At 65.4% G+C, this 24,519-nt stretch carries 24 protein-coding genes; 21 read left to right on the top strand and 3 right to left on the bottom strand.

Features of this window, described 5'->3' with window-relative positions:
• Positions 1 to 4 precede the first annotated feature (4 nt).
• The 17 genes from sdhD to accD all read left to right on the top strand — a co-directional run bounded on the left by sdhD (position 5) and on the right by accD (position 18,247).
• On the top strand, positions 5 to 370 hold the full coding sequence (sdhD, locus tag M0765_RS16665; protein ID WP_055804289.1) for a succinate dehydrogenase, hydrophobic membrane anchor protein: 366 nt from the start codon (positions 5 to 7) through the stop codon (positions 368 to 370).
• A gap of 7 nt (positions 371 to 377) precedes the next feature.
• Entirely contained in the window at positions 378 to 2,186 is a 1,809-nt protein-coding gene (gene sdhA, locus M0765_RS16660; RefSeq protein WP_258504783.1) for a succinate dehydrogenase flavoprotein subunit, read from the top strand.
• A 22-nt stretch (positions 2,187 to 2,208) separates the two neighbouring features.
• A complete protein-coding gene (locus M0765_RS16655) occupies positions 2,209 to 2,910 on the top strand; it encodes a succinate dehydrogenase iron-sulfur subunit (protein WP_055804283.1) in 702 nt (233 codons plus the stop codon).
• Positions 2,911 to 2,929: 19 nt separating this feature from the next.
• Positions 2,930 to 3,265 (top strand): FAD assembly factor SdhE, encoded by a 336-nt coding sequence (locus M0765_RS16650; protein ID WP_258504781.1) that lies wholly within the window; start codon positions 2,930 to 2,932, stop codon positions 3,263 to 3,265.
• A 24-nt stretch (positions 3,266 to 3,289) separates the two neighbouring features.
• Positions 3,290 to 4,600 (top strand): citrate synthase, encoded by a 1,311-nt coding sequence (gene gltA, locus M0765_RS16645; RefSeq protein ID WP_126745779.1) that lies wholly within the window; start codon positions 3,290 to 3,292, stop codon positions 4,598 to 4,600.
• A gap of 149 nt (positions 4,601 to 4,749) precedes the next feature.
• Positions 4,750 to 4,890 carry an entericidin A/B family lipoprotein gene (locus M0765_RS16640; RefSeq protein ID WP_126745778.1) on the top strand — a complete coding sequence of 47 codons (141 nt, stop codon included), beginning with the start codon at positions 4,750 to 4,752 and terminating at the stop codon, positions 4,888 to 4,890.
• Positions 4,891 to 5,167: 277 nt separating this feature from the next.
• Positions 5,168 to 6,121: a LysR substrate-binding domain-containing protein gene (locus M0765_RS16635; protein ID WP_258504778.1), complete on the top strand. Its 954-nt coding sequence runs from the start codon at positions 5,168 to 5,170 to the stop codon at positions 6,119 to 6,121.
• A 43-nt stretch (positions 6,122 to 6,164) separates the two neighbouring features.
• Complete coding sequence (leuC, locus tag M0765_RS16630; RefSeq protein WP_258504776.1) at positions 6,165 to 7,586, top strand: 3-isopropylmalate dehydratase large subunit; 1,422 nt, start codon at positions 6,165 to 6,167, stop codon at positions 7,584 to 7,586.
• Between the two features lie 18 nt (positions 7,587 to 7,604).
• A complete protein-coding gene (gene leuD, locus M0765_RS16625; RefSeq protein ID WP_157612826.1) occupies positions 7,605 to 8,255 on the top strand; it encodes a 3-isopropylmalate dehydratase small subunit in 651 nt (216 codons plus the stop codon).
• Between the two features lie 37 nt (positions 8,256 to 8,292).
• Entirely contained in the window at positions 8,293 to 9,381 is a 1,089-nt protein-coding gene (leuB, locus tag M0765_RS16620; protein ID WP_258504774.1) for a 3-isopropylmalate dehydrogenase, read from the top strand.
• Positions 9,382 to 9,471: 90 nt separating this feature from the next.
• Positions 9,472 to 10,614, top strand: a complete 1,143-nt coding sequence (gene asd / locus M0765_RS16615) for an aspartate-semialdehyde dehydrogenase (protein WP_258504772.1) — start codon at positions 9,472 to 9,474, stop codon at positions 10,612 to 10,614.
• A 261-nt stretch (positions 10,615 to 10,875) separates the two neighbouring features.
• On the top strand, positions 10,876 to 13,599 hold the full coding sequence (locus tag M0765_RS16610) for a FimV/HubP family polar landmark protein (RefSeq protein ID WP_446751562.1): 2,724 nt from the start codon (positions 10,876 to 10,878) through the stop codon (positions 13,597 to 13,599).
• 26 nt (positions 13,600 to 13,625) lie between these two features.
• Positions 13,626 to 14,438, top strand: a complete 813-nt coding sequence (gene truA / locus M0765_RS16605) for a tRNA pseudouridine(38-40) synthase TruA (protein ID WP_157612822.1) — start codon at positions 13,626 to 13,628, stop codon at positions 14,436 to 14,438.
• The gene (locus M0765_RS16600; RefSeq protein ID WP_258504769.1) at positions 14,435 to 15,130 is read left to right on the top strand and encodes a phosphoribosylanthranilate isomerase; all 696 of its coding nucleotides are present in this window, start codon (positions 14,435 to 14,437) and stop codon (positions 15,128 to 15,130) included. Before truA ends, M0765_RS16600 begins: the two co-directional genes overlap by 4 nt.
• 49 nt (positions 15,131 to 15,179) lie before the next feature.
• Positions 15,180 to 16,466 carry a tryptophan synthase subunit beta gene (gene trpB / locus M0765_RS16595; RefSeq protein WP_126745769.1) on the top strand — a complete coding sequence of 429 codons (1,287 nt, stop codon included), beginning with the start codon at positions 15,180 to 15,182 and terminating at the stop codon, positions 16,464 to 16,466.
• A complete protein-coding gene (gene trpA, locus M0765_RS16590) occupies positions 16,466 to 17,311 on the top strand; it encodes a tryptophan synthase subunit alpha (protein WP_258504767.1) in 846 nt (281 codons plus the stop codon). Before trpB ends, trpA begins: the two co-directional genes overlap by 1 nt.
• A gap of 63 nt (positions 17,312 to 17,374) precedes the next feature.
• On the top strand, positions 17,375 to 18,247 hold the full coding sequence (gene accD, locus M0765_RS16585) for an acetyl-CoA carboxylase, carboxyltransferase subunit beta (protein ID WP_126745767.1): 873 nt from the start codon (positions 17,375 to 17,377) through the stop codon (positions 18,245 to 18,247).
• Positions 18,248 to 18,269: 22 nt separating this feature from the next.
• On the opposite strand, the gene M0765_RS16580 is transcribed toward accD, so the two are convergent.
• Entirely contained in the window at positions 18,270 to 18,827 is a 558-nt protein-coding gene (locus tag M0765_RS16580; protein ID WP_258508309.1) for a YggT family protein, read from the bottom strand.
• 49 nt (positions 18,828 to 18,876) lie between these two features.
• On the opposite strand from M0765_RS16580, the gene M0765_RS16575 reads away from it, so the two are divergent.
• The 4 genes from M0765_RS16575 to M0765_RS16560 all read left to right on the top strand — a co-directional run bounded on the left by M0765_RS16575 (position 18,877) and on the right by M0765_RS16560 (position 23,011).
• On the top strand, positions 18,877 to 19,524 hold the full coding sequence (locus M0765_RS16575) for an LON peptidase substrate-binding domain-containing protein (protein ID WP_258504766.1): 648 nt from the start codon (positions 18,877 to 18,879) through the stop codon (positions 19,522 to 19,524).
• Between the two features lie 123 nt (positions 19,525 to 19,647).
• Positions 19,648 to 21,210 (top strand): lysine--tRNA ligase, encoded by a 1,563-nt coding sequence (lysS, locus tag M0765_RS16570; RefSeq protein WP_258504764.1) that lies wholly within the window; start codon positions 19,648 to 19,650, stop codon positions 21,208 to 21,210.
• Complete coding sequence (locus M0765_RS16565; RefSeq protein ID WP_258504762.1) at positions 21,207 to 22,475, top strand: Hsp70 family protein; 1,269 nt, start codon at positions 21,207 to 21,209, stop codon at positions 22,473 to 22,475. Before lysS ends, M0765_RS16565 begins: the two co-directional genes overlap by 4 nt.
• The gene (locus M0765_RS16560) at positions 22,472 to 23,011 is read left to right on the top strand and encodes a M48 metallopeptidase family protein (RefSeq protein ID WP_258504761.1); all 540 of its coding nucleotides are present in this window, start codon (positions 22,472 to 22,474) and stop codon (positions 23,009 to 23,011) included. Before M0765_RS16565 ends, M0765_RS16560 begins: the two co-directional genes overlap by 4 nt.
• Positions 23,012 to 23,022: 11 nt before the next feature.
• On the opposite strand, the gene nagZ is transcribed toward M0765_RS16560, so the two are convergent.
• Together nagZ and acpS are read right to left on the bottom strand one after the other, a co-directional pair.
• Positions 23,023 to 24,117: a beta-N-acetylhexosaminidase gene (nagZ, locus tag M0765_RS16555; RefSeq protein WP_258504760.1), complete on the bottom strand. Its 1,095-nt coding sequence runs from the start codon at positions 24,115 to 24,117 to the stop codon at positions 23,023 to 23,025.
• A complete protein-coding gene (gene acpS / locus M0765_RS16550; RefSeq protein WP_126745761.1) occupies positions 24,114 to 24,515 on the bottom strand; it encodes a holo-ACP synthase in 402 nt (133 codons plus the stop codon). The genes nagZ and acpS overlap by 4 nt, the downstream gene beginning before the upstream one ends.
• Between the last annotated feature and the right edge of the window lie 4 nt (positions 24,516 to 24,519).

Here is a 24,519-nt window from a genome sequence, read left to right as displayed (position 1 = left end):
AACCATGTCTGTGAATTACGGCTCCAAGCGCATCGTCGTCGGCGCACATTACGGTTTGCGCGACTGGCTCAGCCAGCGCATCACGGGCGGCCTGATGGCGCTCTTCACGATCATCCTGCTCGCGCAACTGATCTTCACGCGTGGCCCGCTCGGCTACGACCTCTGGGCCGGCATCTTCGCCGCGCAGTGGATGAAGGTGCTGACCTTCTCCGTGATCGTTTCCCTGCTCTACCACGTGTGGGTAGGCATGCGCGACGTGTGGATGGACTACGTCCAGCCCGTCGGCATTCGCCTTGCCCTGCAAATTTTCACCATCGTCTGGCTTGTCGGTTGTGCGGGTTGGGCCATTCAAGTGCTTTGGAAGATCTGACCCCACCATGACCTACACAAAAGAACAAATTACCAAGCGCAAGTTCGACGTCGTGATCGTCGGCGCCGGCGGCTCCGGCATGCGCGCTTCGCTGCAACTGGCCCGCGCGGGCCTGAACGTGGCGGTGCTCTCCAAGGTGTTCCCCACCCGTTCGCACACCGTGGCTGCCCAAGGCGGCGTGGGCGCGTCGCTCGGCAATATGAGCGAGGACAACTGGCACTACCACTTCTACGACACGATCAAGGGCTCCGACTGGCTCGGCGACCAGGACGCGATCGAGTTCATGTGCCGTGAAGCACCCAAGGTCGTGTACGAGCTCGAGCACTTCGGCATGCCGTTCGACCGCAACCCCGACGGCACGATCTACCAGCGCCCATTCGGCGGCCACACGGCCAACTACGGCGAAAAGCCCGTGCAGCGCGCCTGCGCCGCGGCCGACCGCACCGGCCACGCCATGCTGCACACGCTCTACCAGAAGAACGTCGAGGCACGCACCCAGTTCTTCGTCGAGTGGATGGCGCTCGACCTGATCCGCGACGCCGAAGGCGACGTGGTCGGTGTCACGGCCCTCGAAATGGAAACCGGCGACCTGCACATCCTGCAGGCCAAGACCGTGCTGCTGGCCACCGGCGGCGCGGGCCGCATCTTCCAGGCCTCGACCAACGCCTTCATCAACACCGGCGACGGCCTGGGCATGGCTGCGCGCTCGGGCATTCCGCTGCAGGACATGGAGTTCTGGCAGTTCCACCCGACCGGCGTGGCCGGTGCCGGCGTGCTGCTGACCGAAGGCTGCCGCGGTGAAGGCGCCATTCTGCTCAACAGCAACGGCGAACGCTTCATGGAACGCTATGCGCCCACGCTGAAGGACCTGGCACCGCGCGACTTCGTTTCGCGTTCGATGGACCAGGAAATCAAGGAAGGCCGCGGCTGCGGCCCCAACAAGGACTACGTGCTGCTGAAGCTCGACCACCTCGGTGCCGAGACCATCCACAAGCGCCTGCCCTCGGTGTACGAAATCGGCGTGAATTTCGCCAACGTCGACATCACCAAGGAACCGATTCCCGTCGTGCCGACCATCCATTACCAGATGGGCGGCATTCCGACCAACATCAACGGCCAGGTCGTCATTCAGCAGGGCGAGCAGAACAGCGCCGTGGTGAACGGCCTCTATGCCGTGGGCGAATGCTCCTGCGTGAGCGTGCACGGCGCCAACCGCCTGGGCACCAACTCGCTGCTCGACCTGCTGGTGTTCGGCCGCGCGGCCGGCAACCACATCGTCGAATTCAACGACAAGCACAAAGAACACAAGGAACTGCCCAAGGATGCGGCCGACCGCACCCTGGAGCGCCTGAACGAACTCGAAGCCGCAACCGGCGGCGAGTACGCCCAGGACGTGGCCGGCGAGATCCGCGCCGTCATGCAGCAGCACGCGGCCGTGTTCCGCAAGCAGGCCTCGATGGACGAAGGCGTGGTCAAGATCGCTGCCGTGCGCGAGCGCGTCAGGTCGATCGGCCTGAAGGACAAGTCCAAGGTGTTCAACACCGCCCGCATCGAAGCGCTGGAAGTCGACAACCTGATCGAAGTGGCGCAGGCCACCATGGTCTCGGCCGCTGCCCGCAAGGAATGCCGCGGTGCCCACACGGTGGAAGACTACGAGCGTCCCGCGGACGACCCGGTCGCACCGCTGGGCCGCGACGACGCCAACTGGATGAAGCACACCCTCTGGTACAGCGCGGACAACCGCCTCTCGTACAAGCCCGTCAAGCTGCAGCCGCTGACGGTTGCCTCGGTGCCGCCCAAGGTCCGCACGTTCTAAGAATATTTACAAGGTCCATACGATGAAGCGCACATTCCAGATCTACCGCTACGACCCGGACAAGGACGCCAAGCCCTACATGCAGACCATCGAGATCGAACTCGACGGCCATGAGCGCATGCTGCTCGACGCCCTGATGAAGCTCAAGGCGCAGGATCCCACGCTGTCGTTCCGCCGCTCGTGCCGCGAAGGCGTTTGCGGCTCCGACGCCATGAACATCAACGGCAAGAACGGTCTCGCCTGCCTCACCAACATGCTCACGCTCAAGGGCACGATCGTGTTGAAGCCGCTGCCGGGCCTGCCCGTCATCCGCGACCTGATCGTCGACATGACGCAGTTCTTCAAGCAGTACAACTCGATCAAGCCGTACCTGCAGAACGACAACGTGCCGCCCGAGAAGGAGCGCCTGCAGTCGCCCGAGGAGCGCGACGAGCTCAACGGCCTGTACGAGTGCATTCTGTGCGCGAGCTGCTCCACGAGCTGCCCCAGCTTCTGGTGGAACCCCGACAAGTTCGTGGGCCCGGCCGGCCTGCTGCAGGCCTACCGCTTCATCGCCGACAGCCGCGACGAAGCCACCGCCGAGCGCCTGGACAACCTCGAGGACCCGTACCGCCTGTTCCGCTGCCACACGATCATGAACTGCGTGGACGTGTGCCCGAAGAACCTGAACCCGACGAAGGCGATCGGCAAGATCAAGGAACTGATGGTGCGCCGCGCCATCTGATCCTTTGCCGAGAGAAACCATGCAAACCGCCGCCGAACTCGCACAGCCTCTCAGCGAACGTGCGCTGAGCAAGCTGAAATGGCGCTGCCGGCGCGGTCTGCTCGAGAACGACCTGTTCATCGCGCGCTTCTTCGAGCGGCACGAGTCGCACATGACCGTCGGCCAGGCGGGAGCGATGGAGACATTGATGGACCTGTCGGACAACGACCTCCTCGATCTTCTGCTGCGAAGAAAGGAGCCCGAGCCCGCATGGGCCGGGGCCGAGGTGGTCGAGTTGCTCCAGTTGATGCGCACCGACGGCGCGCAGCGTCCCTCCACCTCTGTTTCCGCCTCCGTTTCCTCTTCGCCTTCCTGAATACTCCTCTGAAAGAAACCCGAAATGAAAGCTTCCGATACCAAGGCCACGCTGTCGTTCAGCAACGGCGGCGACAGCGTCGAACTGCCGATCTACAAGGGCACCGTGGGCCCGGACGTGATCGACATCCGCAAGCTGTATGCACAGACCGGCATGTTCACCTATGACCCGGGTTTCATGTCGACCGCCGCATGCCAGTCGGCCATCACGTACATCGACGGCGACAAGGGCGAACTGCTGTACCGCGGCTACCCCATCGAGCAGCTCGCAACCAACTGCGACTTCCTCGAAACCTGCCACCTGCTGCTCTACGGAGAGTTGCCCGACCAGGCCAAGAAGACCAACTTCACCAAGCTCGTGACCAACCACACGATGGTCAACGAGCAGATGCAGTTCTTCCTGCGCGGCTTCCGCCGCGATGCGCACCCGATGGCCATCATGACCGGCCTGGTTGGCGCGCTGTCGGCCTTCTATCACGACAGCACGGACATCAACAATCCCGAGCACCGCGAGATCGCCGCGATCCGCCTGATCGCGAAGATGCCCACGCTCGTGGCCATGGCCTACAAGTACACGATCGGCCAGCCGTACATGTACCCGAAGAACGACCTGAGCTACGCGGGCAACTTCCTGCACATGATGTTTGCCACGCCGTGTGAGGAGTACAAGGTGAACCCGGTGCTCGAGCGCGCGCTCGACCGCATCTTCATCCTGCACGCAGACCACGAGCAGAACGCCTCGACCTCGACCGTGCGCCTGTGCGGCTCGTCGGGCACCAACCCCTTCGCGGCCATTGCGGCCGGCGTGGCCTGCCTCTGGGGCCCGGCGCACGGCGGTGCCAATGAAGCGGCGCTGAACATGCTCTACGACATCCAGAAGGAAGGCGGCGTGGAGAAGATCGGCGAGTTCATCAAGAAGGTGAAGGACAAGAACTCGAACGTCAAGCTCATGGGCTTTGGCCACCGCGTGTACAAGAACTACGACCCGCGCGCCAAGCTGATGCAGGAAACCTGCAACGAAGTGCTGACCGAGTTGGGCCTGGAAAACGATCCGCTCTTCAAGCTGGCCAAGGAACTGGAAAAGATCGCCCTCGAAGACGAATACTTCGTCTCGCGCAAGCTCTACCCGAACGTCGACTTCTATTCGGGCATCGTGCAGCGCGCCATCGGCATTCCGGTGCCGCTGTTCACCGCAATCTTCGCGCTCGCTCGCACGGTCGGCTGGATTGCCCAGCTGAACGAAATGATCGGCGACCCCGAGTACAAGATCGGCCGTCCGCGCCAGCTGTTCGAAGGCTCGCCCAAGCGCGACGTGCAGCCCATCGGCAAGCGCTGAAGGCGCCCCGCTTGCGCTCACCGCGGAAAGCTGCCTTCGGGCAGCTTTTTTGCGTCTTGGCTGACAGGATTCGTTGTGCGGCGTCGGTACGTTGTGTATCGGAGGCCCGAGGTCGGGCCGCCTTTTTCAACGCCTTCAGGAGATCCGTCATGAAGAAAATTGCCGCGCTGATTGCCGTCACCTTCGCCTTCGCCGTCCCGCTGTCCGGCTGCAACACCTTCCGGGGTGCTGGCCAGGACATCCAGAAGGGTGGCGAAAAAGTAGAAGACGCCGCCAAGAAGCGCCAGTAAGCAGGCACCGACCCCGGGTTTTCCAAGACCCGCGCGGGCGCCGGAAGACCGCTTTCTCGCCTGCGTACCGCGCTCTGACGCACGCCCCGCTCCCTCGCCTGAAAAGCGAGGAGCGGGGCGTTTTGCCGTCTGCGGTGCGGAAATTCACCGCTTGCATGGGTTCCGGGGCTGGAACTCCTCGCCTCAGGGCAGCAAACCCATCGCAGATGACGATGGCAAGCCGATCAAAACCCAGAGAAAATGGCGAACTCATCGCCAGACGCGATGTCCAGCACCCATGAGCACTTCAGAACGCAACTTCGCCCGGCGCATCGACCTCACGTCGCTGCAGTTGTTCGTGGCCGTTTGCGAATTGGGCAGCATCGGGCGGGCGGCGGAACGTGAATTCATTGCCGCCTCGGCCATCAGCAAGCGTCTGTCCGACCTGGAAGCCACCCTGGGCACCACCCTGCTCTACCGCCATGCGCGCGGGGTCGATCTGTCGCCCGCGGGCGAAAGCCTGCTGCACCATGCGCGCTCGGTGCTCTACAGCCTCGAGAAGATGCAGGGCGAGCTCAGCGAATACGCCGAGGGCGTGCGCGGCCATGTGCGGGTGCATGCCAACATCTCGGCCATCGTGCAGTTTCTTCCTGAAGACCTCGGCGCCTTCACGCGCGAGCACGACGCGATCAAGATCGACCTGGAAGAGCACCTGAGCAACGAAGTGGTGCGCGCGGTGCAGGAAGGCGCCGCCGACCTGGGTATTTGCCACATTCCAGACGGCACGAACGAATTGCAGACGCTGCCCTACCGCCACGACCGGCTCGTGCTGATCGTGCCCGCAGGGCACCCGCTCGCTACGCAAGGTTCGATCGATTTCACGGCGTCGCTCGATTTCGACCACGTGGGCCTGCACACCAACAGCTCGATCTACGTGGCCATGCACCAGGCCGCGGTTGAAGCGGGCCGCAGCGTCAAGCTGCGCATCCACGTGACCGGACTCGACGCCATGTGCCGCATGATCGACAACGGCCTGGGCATCGGCGTGATGCCGCAGCGCGCCTTCGAACTGCTGCAGGCCGGCATCGGCAGCCGCCTGTGCAGCGTGGCGCTGAACGACGCCTGGTCGAACCGCGAGATCCGGCTGGTAGCGCGCGACTTCTCCACCCTTCCCGTGGCCGCGCGCACGCTGGTCAACCACTTGCATACGCCGGCGGCCACCCACGATGTGGCCGAGCCGATTGCCGCATAGAAAACAAGACAATTCACTTCCCCACGAAAGACAAGAGAACGACATGGCACGCACGCTCTACGACAAGATCTGGGACGAACACGTCGTCCACACCGAGGAAGACGGCACCGCCATCCTCTACATCGACCGCCATCTGGTGCACGAGGTCACCAGCCCGCAGGCCTTCGAGGGGCTGCGCGAGGCCGGCCGCAAGCTGTGGCGCATCAGCTCGGTCGTGGCCACGGCCGACCACAACACGCCCACCACGGGCTGGGAGCGCGGCTACGAAGGCATTGCCGACCCGACCAGCAAGGAGCAGGTCACCACGCTCGACAAGAACATCGCGGAGTTCGGCGCCGCGGCGTTCTTTCCGTTCCTGAGCAAGCGCCAGGGCATCGTGCACGTGATCGGCCCCGAATCGGGCGCCACGCTGCCCGGCATGACCGTGGTCTGCGGTGACTCGCACACCTCCACGCACGGCGCATTCGGCGCCCTGGCGCACGGCATCGGCACCAGCGAGGTCGAGCACGTGATGGCCACGCAAACGCTGCTCGGCAAGAAGGCGAAGAACATGCTGGTGAAGGTCGAGGGCAAGCTGCCGTTCGGCTGCACCGCCAAGGACATCGTGCTCGCGATCATCGGCAAGATCGGCACCGCAGGCGGCACGGGCTACACCATCGAATTCGCGGGCTCGGCAATTCGCGACCTGAGCATGGAAGGCCGCATGACGGTCTGCAACATGGCCATCGAGGCCGGCGCGCGCGCGGGGCTCGTGGCGGTCGACGAAAAGACCATCAGCTACATCAAGGGCCGCCCGCTCGCACCCTCCGGCGTGGAATGGGATCAGGCCGTGGCCTATTGGCGCACGCTGCAGTCCGACCCCGACGCGAAGTTCGACGCCGTGGTCGAGCTCGACGCAACGCAGATCCAGCCGCAGGTCACCTGGGGCACTTCGCCCGAGATGGTGGTCGACATCAACGGCCGCGTGCCCGATCCCGACAAGGAAAAGGACGCCAGCAAGCGCGGCGCCATCGAGCGCGCACTGGTCTACATGGGCCTGGAGCCCAACAAGGCGATGAACGACATTTTCATCGACAAGGTGTTCATCGGCTCTTGCACCAACAGCCGCATCGAGGACATGCGCGAAGCCGCGGCCGTGGTGAAGAAGCTCGGCCAGAAGGTTGCGAAAAACGTGAAGCTCGCGATGGTGGTTCCGGGCTCCGGCGTGGTGAAGGAACAGGCCGAGCGCGAGGGCCTCGACCTGATCTTCAAGGCCGCGGGCTTCGAATGGCGCGAGCCCGGCTGCTCGATGTGCCTGGCCATGAATGCCGACCGCCTGGAACCCGGCGAGCGCTGCGCATCGACCAGCAACCGCAACTTCGAAGGCCGCCAGGGCGCCGGTGGCCGCACCCACCTGGTGAGCCCGGCCATGGCCGCCGCCGCCGCGGTGCACGGCCACTTCGTCGACGTGCGCACCTTCGCCTGAACAAGAAGAGAGATTCACATGCAGAAATTCACCGTGCACAAGGGCCTCGTCGCCCCCATGGACCGCGAGAACGTCGACACCGACGCCATCATTCCGAAGCAGTTCCTCAAGTCGATCAAGCGCACCGGCTTCGGCCAGAACCTGTTCGACGAATGGCGCTATCTCGACGCCGGCTTTCCGGGCCAGGACCCGGCCAGCCGCAAGCCGAACCCCGACTTCGTGCTGAACCAGCCGCGCTACGCGGGCGCATCGATCCTGCTGGCGCGCAAGAACTTCGGCTGCGGTTCGTCGCGCGAGCATGCGCCGTGGGCGCTCGACCAGTACGGCTTTCGCGCGATCATTGCGCCGAGCTACGCCGACATCTTCTTCAACAACAGCTTCAAGAACGGCCTGCTGCCGATCGTGCTGCCTGAAGCGCAGGTGGCGCAGCTGTTCGACGAGACCTTTGCCTTCCCCGGCTATTCGCTGACCATCGACCTGGAACGCCAGGTGGTCGTAAAGCCCGACGGCGGCGAGTTCGCTTTCGACGTACAGGCCTTCCGCAAATATTGCCTCATCAACGGGCTGGACGACATCGGCCTGACGCTGCGCCACAAGGACAAGATCAAAGCCTTCGAGGCCGAGCGACTGGCGCAGAAGCCGTGGCTCGCGCACACGATGATCGCCTGAAGCTTCGCATCTCCAATTTCAAACCTCAGACCAACTTATGAAAATCGCAGTTCTCCCGGGTGACGGCATCGGCACCGAAATCGTGGCAGAAGCCATCCGCGTGCTCGACGCGCTCGACCTCTCGTTCGAAATGGAAACTGCGCTGGTCGGCGGCGCGGCCTACGAGGCGCATGGCCATCCGCTCCCCGAGTCGACGCTGAAGCTTGCGAAAGAAGCGGATGCGGTGCTGTTCGGCGCCGTCGGCGACTGGAAGTACGACAAGCTCGACCGACCGCTGCGCCCCGAGCAGGCGATTCTTGGCCTGCGCAAGAACCTCGGGTTGTTCGCCAATTTCCGCCCGGCCATCTGCTACGAGCAGCTGGTGGATGCATCGAGCCTCAAGCCCGAACTCATCGCGGGCCTGGACATCCTCATCATTCGCGAACTGACTGGAGACATCTACTTCGGCCAGCCGCGCGGCCGCCGCACGGCTGTCGACGGGCACTTTCCTGGCGCCGAAGAAGCCTTCGACACGATGCGCTATTCGCGCCCCGAGGTCGAGCGCATTGCCCGCGTGGCCTTCGAAGCCGCACGCAAGCGCAACAAGCGCGTGACCAGTGTCGACAAGGCCAACGTGCTCGAGACCTTCCAGTTCTGGAAGGACGTGGTGACCGAGGTGCACAAGGACTATCCGGACATCGAACTCGACCACATGTACGTCGACAACGCAGCCATGCAGCTGGTGAAGGCGCCCAAGAAGTTCGACGTGATCGTCACCGGCAACATGTTCGGCGACATCCTCTCGGACGAGGCCGCCATGCTCACCGGCTCCATCGGCATGCTGCCTTCGGCCTCGCTCAATTCGAGCAACCAGGGCCTGTATGAACCCAGCCACGGCAGCGCGCCCGACATTGCCGGCAAAGGGGTTGCCAATCCTTTGGCTACAATACTGTCCGCTGCCATGATGCTCCGCTTTTCACTCAACCAAGCCGAAGCTGCCGACCGTATCGAGTCGGCGGTCAAGCATGTGCTCGCCTCCGGGCTGCGCACGGGTGACATCTGGTCAGAAGGTACGAAGCGCGTCGGCACCCGTGAGATGGGCGACGCGGTTGTTGCAGCAATCACCAAAAAGACGATTACCGGCTAACCGCAGCCCGCTTCGTCACGCCCCTCCCCGGCTCGACGAGTCGGGGGCAAGAAAAGACAATTTCTTTCTTTTTCACAAGGGCAAACTGAAATGGCGAACGCATCTCAACCTCTGGTCGGCCTTGTAGGCTGGCGCGGCATGGTCGGCTCGGTCCTGATGGACCGCATGCAGGCCGAAGGCGACTTCGGGCTCATCGAGCCGCTGTTCTTCTCGACCTCCAACGCCGGCGGCAAGGCCCCGGCCATGGCCAGGAACGAGACCGCGCTGAAGGATGCGAACGACATCGACGCACTGAAGAAGTGCGACATCATCATCACCTGCCAGGGCGGCGACTACACCAGCGAGGTGTTCCCCAAGCTGCGCGCTGCGGGATGGAGCGGCCACTGGATCGACGCCGCTTCCACGCTGCGCATGAACAACGACGCGGTCATCGTGCTCGACCCCGTCAACCTGCCGGTCATCCAGAACGCGCTCGCCAACGGCGGCAAGAACTGGATCGGCGGCAACTGCACCGTGAGCTGCATGCTCATGGGCGTGGGCGCCCTCTACAAGGCGGGCCTGGTCGAGTGGATGACCAGCATGACCTACCAGGCTGCCTCGGGCGGCGGTGCGCAGCACATGCGCGAGCTGCTGACGCAGTTCGGCACCCTGAACGCCGAAGTGCGCGCGCTGCTGGACGATCCCAAGTCGGCCATTCTCGAAATCGACCGCAAGGTACTGCACAAGCAGCAGAACCTCAGCGCCGCCGAAACTGCCAACTTCGGCGCCCCGCTGGGCGGCTCGCTGATTCCCTGGATCGACAAGGACCTGGGCGACGGCACCTCCAAGGAAGAATGGAAGGCCGGCGCGGAAACCAACAAGATTCTTGGCCAGGGCGCAGGCTTCGGTACCGCCGCCGTGCCGGTCGACGGCTTCTGCGTGCGCATCGGCGCGATGCGCTGCCATAGCCAGGCATTGACCTTCAAGCTCAAGAAGGACGTGCCGCTGGCAGACCTCGAGGCCATGATCGCGGCCGACAACCAATGGGCCAAGGTGGTGCCGAACACCCGCGAAGCCAGCCTCAAGGACCTGACGCCGGTGGCCGTCACGGGCACCATGGACATCCCGGTGGGCCGCATCCGCAAGCTTGCAATGGGCCCTGAATACGTCGGCGCTTTCACCATCGGCGACCAGCTGCTGTGGGGCGCGGCCGAACCGCTGCGCCGCATGCTGCGCATCTTGCTCGAGGCTTGATGGGGGCGCGCCGGCTCACCATAAGCCCGAAATGTTGCTTAACAGCAACGGAAGATGTGTGCGTAAGTATGCGCGTACTGGGTAGAACAGGCGCAGCGCCTTGTCAGTACCCGGTGTTGGTGCTAACGTCCTCTTACAATTTCTGGGCCTGAGCCGCCCCCTATCAGCATGACAAGACATCTGTTGCCCGCGGCCCGCCCATCGGCCGCTCGCCCTTCTCTGCCTTTGAAAGGTCTCCGCCTTTCCGTCCTCGGTGCCGCCATGGCGGTTGCCTTGGGCGTTGCGAGCACCGATGCGAGCGCTTTTGCACTGGGCCAACTGAAGGTGCAATCGGCACTGGGCGAACCCCTTCGCGCTGAAATCGACGTGACCGAAATGGCGGCCGCCGAAGCGGACAGCCTGAAGATCAACGTTGCCAGCGCCGACGCCTTCAAGAACGCGGGCGTTCCGTACAACGCGGCCTTGAGCGACGTGAAGGCGACGCTGCAGCGCCGCGCCGGCGGCCAGTACGTGGTGCGCCTCACGGGTACCCGTCCGCTCAACGATCCCTTCATCGACCTGTTGCTCGAAGCCAACGGCTCGTCGGGCCGCATGGTGCGCGACTACACGGTGCTGCTCGACCCGCCCGTGACGCGCCAGGCAGCGCCGAGCGCGCCGATTTCTCCTTCTACCCCGCAGATCGGCACGGCCCCGGCAGAACGCTCGGGCCAGGCAGCAGCCCGCACGCGCCGCGAGCGCGCACCTGTCGCACCCGTCACCGCACCGCCGGCCGCCGCGCCCGCACCTGCTGCGCCGGCTGCCCCAGCCCCCAGCGCCGCGGCGCCGATTCGTCCGACAAGCGGCGAGCAGGTCACGGTGCAGCGCGGCGACACCGCCAGCAAGATCGCCGGTGCCCACAAGTCCGCCGACGTCTCGCTCGACCAGATGCTGGTGGCGCTCCTGCTCTCCAACCCCGATGCGTTCATCGGAGGCAACGTCAACCGCATCAAGGCCGGCGCAGTGCTCGACCTGCCGAGTGCAGCCGAGGCCGGTGCCATTCTTCCCGCGGAAGCGAAGCGCACCATCACCGCGCAAAGCCGCGACTTCGGCGCCTACCGCCAGCGCCTGGCAGAGAACGCGCCCACAGCCAACGTGGCCGCTGCCAGCCGCAATGCGTCGGGCAAGGTGCAAGCCAATGTCGAAGACCGCAACGCCACCGCAAGCGCACCCGACAAGCTGACGATCTCCCAAGGCAGCGCGGCTGCCCGTGCGGCCGACGAGAAGGTTGCGCAGGCACGACAGGCGCAGGAGAGCAACAACCGCGTTGCCGAGCTTTCCAAGAACATCAACGACCTGGCCAAGCTCAAGGCGGCCACCGGTTCGGCCGCTCCCGCCACGGGCGCGGCGCCCGCACCGGTACCGGCCACGCCGGGCATTCCGGTTCCCAATCCGGGCGTAGCCGCCACGGCATCGCCGACGGCGGCCAGCCCGGCGCCAGTGCCCGCTGCGGCTGCGGCGCCTGTCGCTCCCGCGGCTCCGGCTGCAGCGCCTGCTGCTCCAGCTGCAGCGCCCGCAACAGCACCGGCCGCTGCTTCGGCCCCGGCAGAAGCTTCCGCGGCCGCAACGCCCGCAACCGCTCCCACCGCCGCGGCCCCTGACGCCAACGCGTCAGCTGAAACCATGCCCGGCGCTCCCTCGGCTGCCGCCAGCGCCGCCGCACCTGCACCGGCGCCCAAGCCGGTGGTCAAGGCAGCCCCGCCGCCGCCCCCGGTCGAGCGCAGCTTCCTCGACGAGTTGATGGAGAACCCGCTGATGCTGGCCGGCGCGGCGCTGATCGCGCTGCTGATCGGCTTCCTGCTCTACCGCGTGCTGGGCCGCCGGCGCGAGGAAATGAGCGAAAGCGTGTTCCTCGAAAGCCGCATTCCCAAAGACTCGTTCTTCGGCGCAAGCGGCGGCGAATCGGTCGACACCAAGCACCGCGGCGATTCCACGGTTTCGTCGCTGTCGTACTCGCCGAGCCAGCTCGACGCGGGCGATGTCGACCCCGTGGCCGAGGCCGACGTGTACCTTGCCTATGGCCGCGACCTGCAGGCCGAGGAAATCCTGCGCGAAGCGCTGCGCGTCAATCCGGACCGCACGGCCATTCACCTCAAGCTGCTCGAAATCCACGCCAAGCGCCGCGACGTCCGGGCCTATGAAGGCCTGGCGACCGAAGTGCACAAGCTGACCAACGGCACCGGTTCCGACTGGAACCGCGTGGTCGAGATGGGCAAGGACCTCGATCCGGGCAATCCGCTGTATGAGTCGGGCACGGCCCGGGGCGGCGTGAGCGCGGCCGAAAGCGCCGCATTTGCCGGCGCCCTGGCCACCGCGGCCAAGCCTGCTGCCGCAACGCCTCCGGCCGCAGCGCCCGCCCCCGTGGCAGTTGCTGTCGCCGCGCCGGCCTTCGTGCCGTCCGTCGCACCGCTGGACTTCGACCTGGACCTGAGCCAGCCGGCCGCACTCGCACCGAGCCCCGCTCCGGTGAGCGCCAGCCTGCCTAAGACGGCCTACGCCCCCGCCGCATCCGCTCCCCTGTCCAACGGACATGCGCATGCACCGGCACCTGTCGACCTCGAAAACGATTTCGACACCGCTCCTGGCGCGCTGGCTCCGATCAGCCGCCCCGCGGGACTGAACGACGCCGACGACAACACCCGCCCGGCAACGCTGCGCAGCGGCAACAACCTTCCTGCGGATTCGGGCTTCATCGAATTCGACATGAGCGCACTGGCCGGCCTTCCCGCCCGCCCGGTGGCCGGCACCGCCGAAGCCGCCCGCCCCGCAGCAGCCATGCCGCAGGACGACGGCGACGACAGCCCCCACGCGGTCAAGCTGTCGCTGGCCCGCGAGCTGCAGGCCATCGGCGACGTCGAAGGCGCCCGCTCGCTGGTGGAAGAAGTCGAAGCCGAAAGCGCCGGCGACCTCAAGTCGCAGGCAAGGCAACTGCTCGCCGAGCTGCGCTGAGCGGCTTTTCCCCTGTTCCTGAATTCGTGAGGCTGGCGCTAGGCATCCGCTACAACGGCCAGGCGTACGAGGGCTGGCAGAGCCAGCGCTCGGGCCGCACGGTTCAAGACAAGCTGGAAGCGGCGCTCGGCAAATTCGCCGCGCAGCCCATCGGCACGCTGTGCGCCGGCCGCACCGACGCCGGCGTGCATGCGCTGATGCAGGTGGTGCACTTCGACACCGACGTGGAACGCGAACCCTTCTCCTGGATGCGCGGCACCAACCGCTACCTGCCCGACGACATCGCCGTGCAGTGGGCGCATCCGGTGCCCGACGAATTCCATTGCCGCGCCAGCGCCCTGGCCCGCCGCTACCTTTACGTGCTCTCGCAATCGCCCGTGCGGCCCAGCCTCGACTCGGGCCGGGTCGGCTGGTCGATGCATGCGCTCGACGGCGACGCCATGCGCGCGGCCGCCGCCCTGCTGGTGGGCAAGCACGACTTCAGCTCGTTTCGCGCCTCGGCCTGCCAGGCGCGCTCTCCGGTGAAGGACCTGCGGCGCATCGAGATCACGCGCCATGGCACAGGCGACCGCTGCCGCTGGCACTTCGAATTCGAGGCCGATGCCTTCCTGCACCACATGATCCGCAATTTGATGGGCTGCCTGGTGCGCATCGGCCGCGGTGACGAGCGGCCCGAATGGATCACGGAAGTGCTCGAGGCGCGCAGCCGCAAGGTGGCGGCGCCCACCTTCTCCGCCGACGGGTTGTACTTTCTGGGGCCTTTGTACGACGCCAAGTGGGGTCTGCCGGCCGAGGCCACGCTGCAGGCCGGCGGTGCTCCTTATGATGGGCCGCCATGACGTCGCCTCGCACCCGCATCAAGATCTGTGGCCTCACGCGTGAAGCCGATGTGGATGCCGCGGTCGACGCGGGCGCAGATGCGGTCGGCTTCGTGCTCTATCCCAAGAGCCCCCGCGCCGTAACGGCCGCTCGCGCCGCGGAACTGGCTTCGCGCCTCCCACCTTTCATCACGCCGGTGCTGCTGTTCGTGAACGAGGCCGCGCCTGAAGTCGCAGCGTCCCTCGCCCGCGTGAGAGGATCGATCGCGCAGTTTCATGGCGAGGAAACGCCGGAACAATGCGAAGAAGCCACCGGCCAGGGCCGCTTTCGCTACATGCGCGCCGCCCGTATTCCGCTGGGGGCTGCCGGAGCGGGCTTCGACCTCGTAAAATACGCTTCCGATTACTCCCACGCCCAGGCCATCCTGCTCGACGCCCATGTCGAAGGTTATGGCGGTGGCGGCAAGGCATTCGATTGGTCACTTCTTCCACCCGCCGTCGACGCTCACCTCGTCTTGAGTGGTGGGCTCACACCTGCAAACGTGAGCGATGGCATTCGCATCCTGCGGACGCGCTGCAAGACGCTGTCCGTTGATGTGAGCTCGGGCGTCGAAATCGACGGCCCGGGAAACAAGGGCCTGAAGGACGCCGAAAAAATCCGGCAATTCGTCGCCGCCGTGAGAGCGGCGGACGCCTCGTCCTTCTCCAGTTAGCCGCCGCACCCGATCGTGATTTCGGGCTGCGGCCCAACGATCGAGAACCATGCAAAGCCAATTTCAGGACTACCAGCAACCCGACGCCACCGGCCATTTCGGCAACTACGGCGGCACCTTCGCGAGCGAAACGCTCACCCACGCGATCAACGAACTGCGCGATGCGTACGCCAGGTTCAAGGACGATCCGGCGTTTCTGGCCGAATTCCACTACGAGCTGAAGCACTTCGTCGGCCGGCCCTCCCCCATCTATCACGCGGCCCGCACCAGCCGTGAAATGGGCGGCGCGCAGATCTACCTGAAGCGCGAAGACCTCAACCACACCGGCGCGCACAAGATCAACAACGTGATCGGCCAGGCGATGCTCGCGCGGCGCATGGGCAAGCCCCGGGTCATCGCCGAAACCGGCGCAGGCCAGCACGGCGTGGCCACGGCCACGATCTGCGCGCGCTACGGGCTCGAATGCGTGGTCTACATGGGCAGCCAGGACGTGAAGCGCCAGAGCCCCAACGTCTACCGCATGAACCTGCTCGGCGCCACGGTGGTGCCCGTCGAATCGGGCAGCAAGACACTGAAGGACGCGCTCAACGAAGCCATGCGCGACTGGGTGACCAACGTGGAAAACACGTTCTACATCATCGGCACCGTGGCAGGCCCGCACCCCTACCCGACGATGGTGCGCGACTTCCAGAGCGTGATCGGCACCGAATGCATCGAGCAGATGCCCGCCATGCTCGCGGCCGACGGCATTACCGGCGAGGCCGAGGGCAAGCAGCCCGACGTGGTGGTCGCCTGCGTGGGCGGCGGCAGCAATGCGATCGGCATCTTCCATCCCTACATTCCGTTTGCCGGCACCCGGCTCATCGGCGTCGAAGCGGCAGGCGAAGGCCTGGACAGCGGCAAGCACGCGGCATCGATCCTGCGCGGCAGCCCGGGCGTGCTGCACGGCAACCGCACCTACCTGCTGCAGAACGAAGACGGCCAGATCACCGAAACCCACAGCATCAGTGCCGGGCTCGACTACCCGGGCGTGGGCCCCGAGCACGCGCACCTGGCCGACATCGGCCGCGCGGAATACGTCGGCATTACCGACACCGAAGCGCTCGAAGCCTTTCACTACCTGTGCCGCACCGAGGGCATCATTCCGGCCCTCGAATCGAGCCACGCCGTGGCCTACGCGATGAAGCTCGCCAAGACCATGCGGCCGGACCAGTCGATCCTGGTCAACCTCTCGGGGCGCGGCGACAAGGACATCGGCACCGTGGCCGACCTCTCGGGCGTCGACTTCTACGACCGGCCCTCGATGCGCGGCCTGAGCGTGAAAGGAGGCAAGTGATGAGCCGCATTGCCGCCACCTTCGACGCACTGAAAAAAGACGGTCGTCGCGCGCTGATCCCTTACGTCACTGCAGGCTTTCCCTTTGCGGACATCACCCCCGAGCTGATGCACGGCATGGTCGAAGCCGGCGCCGATGTGATCGAGCTGGGCGTGCCGTTCTCCGACCCCATGGCCGACGGCCCGGTGATCCAGAAAGCCGGCGAAGCGGCGCTGGCGTTAGGCGTCGGCATGAAGCAGGTGCTGGCCATCGTCACTGCCTTCCGCCAGAAGGACGCGACCACGCCCGTGGTGCTGATGGGCTACGCCAATCCGGTCGAGCGCTATGACCTTGTGCACGGCAAGAAGGCCTTCATCCGCGATGCATCTGCCGCGGGCGTCGACGGCCTGCTGGTGGTCGACTACCCGCCCGAGGAATGCGAAGACTTTGCCGCGGAGCTCAAGGCCGCGAACATCGACCTGATCTTTCTGCTGGCCCCCACCAGCACCAACGAGCGCATGGCGCAGGTCGCGCGCATTGCGAGCGGCTATGTCTACTACGTCTCGCTCAAGGGCGTGACGGGCGCCGGCCACCTCGACACCGAGGCTGTCGGCCAGATGATCCCGCGCATCCGCGAGCATGTGAACATTCCCGTCGGCGTGGGCTTCGGCATTCGCGACGCGCGCACCGCGCAGGCGGTGGGATCGGCGGCCGATGCGGTCGTGATCGGCACCAAGATCATCCAGCTGATCGACGGACAGCCGCGTGAAAAGGTCGTGCCCGCGGTACGCGAATTTCTCGCCGGAATCCGAGAGGCGCTGGACGCCCTGCCCGCCGCTACCCCCAAGAACGCGGCTGGCAGATAATCGCCGCTGCCCTCACCAGCCCCTTTTCCGCATTGCGGAAGAGGGGAGCTAATTCGGAGTCCTATGAGCTGGCTTGAAAAACTGCTACCCGCCAAGATCGCACAAACCGACCCGTCGGAGCGCCGCCAGGTGCCCGAGGGCCTGTGGATCAAATGCCCCGCCTGCGAAACGGTTCTCTACAAGACCGATCTCGAGCACAACCAGAATGTCTGCCCTAGCTGCAGCCATCACCACCGCATCGGCGCCCGCGCACGGCTCGACGCCTTCCTCGACGCGGAAGGCCGCTATGAACTCGGCCAGGAAGTGCTCCCCGTCGACGCGCTGAAGTTCAAGGACAGCCGCCGGTACCCCGAGCGGCTCAAGGAAGCGCTCGAGAACACCGGCGAAACCGACGCGCTGGTCGTCATGGGCGGCTCGGTCCACAGCATCAGCGTGGTCGTGGCCTGCTTCGAATTCGAATTCATGGGCGGCAGCATGGGCAGTGTGGTCGGCGAGCGCTTCGTGCGCGGTGTCGAAACGGCCATCGAGCAGAAGGTGCCGTTCATCTGCTTCACCGCCACCGGCGGCGCACGCATGCAGGAAGGCCTGCTGTCGCTGATGCAAATGGCCAAGACCAACGCGGCGCTCACGCGTCTTGCGAAGAAGGGCCTGCCCTACATCAGCGTGCTGACAGACCCGACCATGGGCGGCGTTTCGGCCGGCTTCGCTTTCGTAGGCGACGTGGTCATTGCGGAGCCCAAGGCGCTCATCGGCTTTGCCGGCCCGCGCGTGATCGAATCGACCGTGCGCGTGACGCTGCCTGAAGGCTTCCAGCGCGCCGAGTTCCTGCAGACCAAAGGCGCCATCGACTTCATCAGCGACCGCCGCGAACTGCGCAAGACCATTGCGAGCACGCTCGCGATGCTGCTGCGTCAGCCGGCCGACGCGGTCATCTGACAAGAATCCTGCCGGAAGGGCCTCAGCCCAGCCGGTAGGCCCAGACCAGCAGGTTGCCCAGCACGATGGCAATCACCTGCAGCACCACGATGGCGGCCAGGGGCGACAGGTCCACGCCGCCAATCAGCGGAATGAAACGCCTGAAGGGCCGCACCAGCGGTTCGGCCAATCGCGAGATGAGGTCGAGCAGCATCGGCGACGCGCCCGGTATCCACGACAGCACGGCATAGACCACCAGCAGCGCGGTAAGGCCCGACACCGCGAGCTGCATCAGCCCCACCAGCGACACGAGCGGCAAGGCCGCGATGCGCCCCAGGTTGCCGATCAGCAGCCACAGAATCAGGAACTTCACGATCACCAGCAGCCAGGCCGCAATGGCGCTTGCCAGGTCCCAGCGCTTGACCGACGGCACGATGCGGCGCAGCGGCAGCACGATCCAGTCGGTAATCGCAAACACGAAGCGCCCGAGCGGATTGCCGAAAGGCACCCGGTGGTACTGCATGTAAAGGCGCAGCAGGCAGGCGCCGCCGAGCAGGCCGACGATCACGTCGAGAAGAAACGAGGGGATCTGGTAGAGCATGGGGCAGGGTCGTGAGCGGAATGCGATGATAGCCATGCAAGGTTCTTCGATGACGACACAGCCCCTTTTGCATTCACTGCCATTGTTCCCGCTCGGTACGGTTCTGTTCCCGGGCGGCGTGCTTCCACTGCGTATTTTCGAGGTACGTTATCTCGACATGGTCGGCAAATGCCGCAAGGCCGATGCACCGTTCGGCGTGGTCAGCCTCACGAGCGGCAGCGAAGTGCGCAAGGCCGGTGCCGATGCCGAAAGCTTTGCGGCCGTCGGCACGCTGGCCGTCATCCGCGAATTCGAATCACCGCAAAGCGGCCTGCTCCAGATCGAATGCGTCGGCACGCAGCGGTTTCGGGTTCGCCGGACCGAGCTGCAGAAATACGGCTTGTGGGTGGCCGAAGTCGAGGCAGTGATTGCAGACACCGCCATCGAAATTCCCGACGACCTGCAGCACACCGCCACCGCGTTGCGGCGCCTTGTCGACACGCTCGAAGAACGCCGCCGCGCGCAGGGCGCCGAGGCCGTGCGACTGCCCATCGGCGAGCCCTACCAGTTCAACGATTGCGGCTGGGTTGCCAACCGCTGGTGCGAACTGGTGCCCATGCAACTCGAACTGCGGCAACGGCTCATGGAGCTCGAGAGCCCGCTGATGCGGCTCGAACTGGTCAGCGATCTGCTCGCGCGTGCGGGCATCACTGGATAGTTCGCTACTTTTTTCATAGCGTATCGCACAGGATTGGCGGGCACTGGAGGCCGGTTTCATTCGAACCCTATCGGCTAAAATGGCGGGTTGCGCACGCTCCCGTTGCGCCCTCCTCCGCTCTCCATGTCCGACCACCTGATCCCTTCCATTCCCACGCCCGCTGCGGCTCCGGCTTCCGCACCCGCCGTCGACGACAACCAGCTCATCGCCGAACGCCGCGAAAAGCTCAAGCTGATGCGTACTGCGCAGGCCGAGGGCAAGGGCGTCGCGTTTCCGAATGACTTCAAGCCGGGTCATCGTGCGGCTGCGCTGATCGAGGCGCACGGCGCCACCGAGGCCGAAGCACTCGAAGCGCAGGCAGTCTCCGTGAGCGTGGCGGGCCGCATGATGCTCAAGCGCGTGATGGGCAAGGCCAGCTTTGCGACGCTGCAAGATGCCACGAGCCGCATCCAGCTCTACGTGACGCGCGACGCCATCGGCGAAGAGGCGTATGCCGAGTTCAAGCGCTGGGACCTGGGCGACATCGTCGGCGCCGAAGGCACGCTCATGAAGACCAAGACCGGCGAGCTCTCGGTCAAGGTGACCAAGTTGCGCCTGCTCACCAAGAGCCTGCGTCCGCTGCCCGACAAGTTCCACGGCATGGCCGACCAGGAGCAGAAGTACCGCCAGCGTTACGTCGACCTGATCACCGACGAATCGGCGCGCGTGCGCTTCACCGCTCGCAGCAAGGCCGTGAGCGCGCTGCGCGAGTTCATGGTGGCCAACGACTTCCTCGAAGTCGAAACGCCGATGCTGCATCCCATTCCGGGCGGCGCCAATGCCAAGCCCTTCAAGACGCATCACAACGCGCTCGACCAGGAGATGTTCCTGCGCATCGCGCCGGAGCTGTACCTCAAGCGCCTGATCGTCGGCGGCTTCGAGCGCGTGTTCGAAATCAACCGGAGCTACCGCAACGAAGGCATCTCGGTGCGGCACAACCCCGAGTTCACCATGATGGAGTTCTACGCGGCCTACTGGAACTACCGCGACCTGATGGACTTCACCGAAACGCTGATCCGCACCATTGCCGACAAGGCCGTGGGCACGCAGCAGCTCACCTACCAGGGCAAGCCGGTCGACCTGACGCAGCCCTTCGAGCGCCTGACGATCCGCGAAGCCATCCTCAAGTACACGGACGCCGGTACCGGCGTCGATGACAGCACCTGGCTCATCAACGCCCTGCGGAAGATCGGCCTGAGCGAAGAGAAGGACAAGCTCTCGCAGCGCAGCTTGGCCAGCCTGCAGGTGATGTACTTCGAAGAGACCGTGGAAGAGAAGCTCTGGCAGCCGACCTTCATCATGGAGCACCCCACCGAGATCTCGCCGCTGGCGCGCGCCAACGATGAGCGGCCCGAGGTCACCGAGCGCTTCGAGCTCTACATCACGGGCCGCGAGTTCGGTAACGGCTTCAGCGAGCTCAACGACGCCGAAGACCAGGCCGCCCGTTTCAACGCGCAGGTGGCCGCGAAGGACAGCGGCGACGACGAAGCCATGTACTACGACCACGACTTTGTTCGCGCGCTCGAATACGGCATGCCGCCCACCGGCGGCTGCGGCATCGGCATCGACCGGCTGATGATGCTGCTGACGGATTCGCCGAGCATCCGCGACGTGATCCTGTTCCCGGCGCTGCGCAGGGAATCTTGAGCGTGAAGTTACCGTCGTCGCTGCCGACGATCGGCATCGACTTCGGCACCTCCAATTCCGCCGTGGCCTGCCGGGTCGACGGCGTGGCCCGACTGCTGTCCATCGAAGGTGCGGCCACCACGCTGCCCACCGCAATCTTCTTCAACGCCGAAGACCGCACCACGCACTTCGGCCGCGATGCGGTTGCGCTCTACCTCGCGGGTGTCGAAGGCCGCCTGATGCGTTCGCTGAAGAGCCTGCTCGGCAGCGCGCTGATGCAGGAAAAAACGGCCATCTACGACGGGCTCGTGAGCTTCGAGGACATCATCGCCCGCTTCTTGCGCGAGCTGGCCGCGCGGGCCGGCCGTGAACTGGGCGGGGTGCCCGAGCGCGTTGTCATCGGCCGCCCGGTTCATTTTGTCGACGACGATTCGAAGCGCGACGAGCGCGCGGAGGAAAGCCTGCGCCACGCGGCCCGTGCGGCGGGGTTTCGCGACATCGCTTTTCAGCTCGAACCGATTGCGGCGGCCTTCGACTACGAGCAGCGCATCACGAAAGAGTCCCTGGTGCTGATCGTCGACGTGGGCGGCGGCACTTCCGACTTCACCGTGGTGCGCGTCGGCCCCGATCGCGCCGCGCGTGAAGACCGCAGCGACGACGTGCTGGCGACCAGTGGCGTGCACATCGGCGGCACCGACTTCGACCAGCGCCTGAACCTCGACCGCGTCATGCCGGAATTCGGCTTTCGCCACACGGGCCCGCAGGGGCGCGAAGTGCCGAGCAAGGTGTTCTTCGAGCTTTCGTCCTGGCACCTGATCAACTGGCTGTATGCCGCCAAGGCAGTGCGGCAGGCGAAAGACCTGCGCACGAGCTACAGCGACACCCGGCTGCACGACCGGCTGATGGCGGTGCTCGAAGAACGCCATGGACACCGCATTGCCAGCGAAGTGGAGCAGGCAAAAATCGACACTTCGGTGACCGATGCACTCACCGCCATCGACCTTTCGTGCGCCGAGCGAGGCTTGACCGCATCGCTCTCGCCCGCCGACATGGCGCAACAGCTCGCGCCGTTGCTCGAAAACGTGATTGCCTGCGCGCACGCCTGTGTCAAGCGCGCCGGGCTGCGCAGCGGCGATCTCGACGCCATCTACCTGACCGGCGGCTCTTCGGCCCTGCGGCCATTCCAGCAGGCCTTGCGCAAGAGCTTCGCCGGCGTGACGCTCGTCGAAGGCGACCTGTTCGGCGGCGTGGCCACCGGGCTCGCCTGCGCCGGCTCGGCTGCATGAAGTATCTCGCGGGGTATCCGCCCACGCTGCTGGCCCAGGTCCGGCAACTGGTCGAGACCGAAGGACTCGCGCCGTTGCTGCGCAGCCGCTACCCCGGCCCCGTGCATGAAGTGCAGACGGACCGTGCGCTTTACGAATACGTGAGCGAGCTCAAGAGCGACTTCATGCGCAAGGCGCCGCCGCTCTCCAAGGTGGCATTCGACAGCAAGCTGCACGTGATCCGCAATGCGCTCGGCACGCACACCACGGTTTCACGCGTACAGGGCAGCAAGCTCAAGACCAAGCGCGAAATTCGCGTGGCGACCCTGTTCAAGGAGGTGCCGCTCGAGTGGCTGCGCATGATCGTGGTCCACGAGCTCGCGCACATGAAGGAGCGCGACCATGACAAGAGCTTCTATGCGCTCTGCGAGCACATGGAGCCCAGCTACCACCGGCTGGAATTCGATGTCCGGCTGTACCTGACGCACCTGGATTCGGGCGGCGAACGCCTGTGGACGAACTCGCCGCCGCCTCCGGTCGAGGGCAAGGCCCCGTAACCAGCCGGGCCTCAGGCGCTGGCCAGGCCGGCCTTCGCCAGTACTTGCCTTGCCTGCCTGTATCCCGTCGAGCCGACGAGCGCATTCCAGCCGGCGTGCGGCGCTTCGGGAAGCAGCCCCCGCCGACGCGCCTCGCTAGCGGCTTCGGGCTGCCAACGCCCTGTCTTGGCTGCGGCACTGAAGTCATCGAGCAGCTCATCGAGCGCCCGTCCTTCGCCGATGCTCTGGTTGCACAGCATCGCCAGGTCGCAGCCCGCATCGAGCGCCGCCAATGCGGCATCGGCATAGCTCAGCAGCTGGCCGTCGATGTAGCGCCCGGCCTCCATGCTCAGGTCGTCGCTGAAGATCGCGCCTTCGAAAGCGAGCCGGGTGCGCAACACATCTTTCAGCCACTTCGAAGAGAACCCGGCAGGCCGCTTGTCCACCTTCGGGTAGATCACGTGCGCCGGCATCACGGCCGTGAGCGTTCCGGACAGCCAGTCGAACGGCCGCGCATCGTCTTCCAGGATCGCCTTCAGGCCGCGGCGGTCGACCGGAATCTCGACGTGCGAATCGGCCGTGACGAAGCCATGTCCCGGAAAATGCTTGCCGCAGTTGCGCATGCCCATCTGCAGCATGCCGTGCATCACGCTCTTTGCCAGCAGCGCCACCACCCGGGGATCGCGGTGAAAGCTGCGGTCGCCGATCACGCTGCTGCCGCCGTGGTCGAGGTCGAGCACCGGCGCAAAGCTGAAGTCGACGCCGCAGGCGCGCAGCTCGCCCGCAAGCACCTGGCCAGTCGCCGTTGCGGCCTGCGTGGCGCGCATCGCATCGCGCATCCACAGGTCGCCCAGGGCGCGCATCGAGGGAAGGCGCGTGAAGCCGTCGGTACGAAACCGCTGAACGCGGCCGCCTTCGTGATCGACACAGATCAGCAGATCGGGGCGGATGGCCTTCAACTCTGCATTGAGCGCGGTCATTTGCGCGCGGTCCCGCCAGTTGCGGGCGAAATGGATCACGCCACCGACCAAGGGGTTTGCTACCCGGCGGCGATCCGCATCATTGAGTTCCGAGCCCGCCACATCGATGATCAGCGGCGCGTGAAGGGTTGTCGTTGCCAGGGTCATGCCTCGTTCTTGTATTCGACCACGACGAAGCTCGCGGCATATTCGGTTTCGTCGGTCACCGTCACGTGCGCCGTGAGGCCCTTGGCCTCGAACCACTCCTTGAGCTCACCATGCAGCACGATGACGGGCTTGCCGCTGCGCAGGTTCGCGATCTCACACAGGCGCCAGGTCATCGGCATGCGCATGCCCAGGCCGATGGCCTTGCTGAAGGCCTCCTTGGCGGAAAAGCGGGTGGCCAGATAACTCAGGCCGCGCTTGGGCCAGCGCTCGCTGCGGGCCTTCCACACCGCGAACTCGGCATCGCTGAGCACCCGGTGGGCAAAGCGTTCGCCCTGCCGCTCGAAGGTGGCGGCGATGCGGCGCAGGTCGCAGATGTCGGTACCAATGCCGTAGATCATGCCG

Source organism: Variovorax sp. S12S4, assembly GCF_023195515.1.
Lineage (GTDB): Bacteria > Pseudomonadota > Gammaproteobacteria > Burkholderiales > Burkholderiaceae_C > Variovorax.
This window is presented reverse-complemented; position numbering and strand designations above follow the sequence as displayed.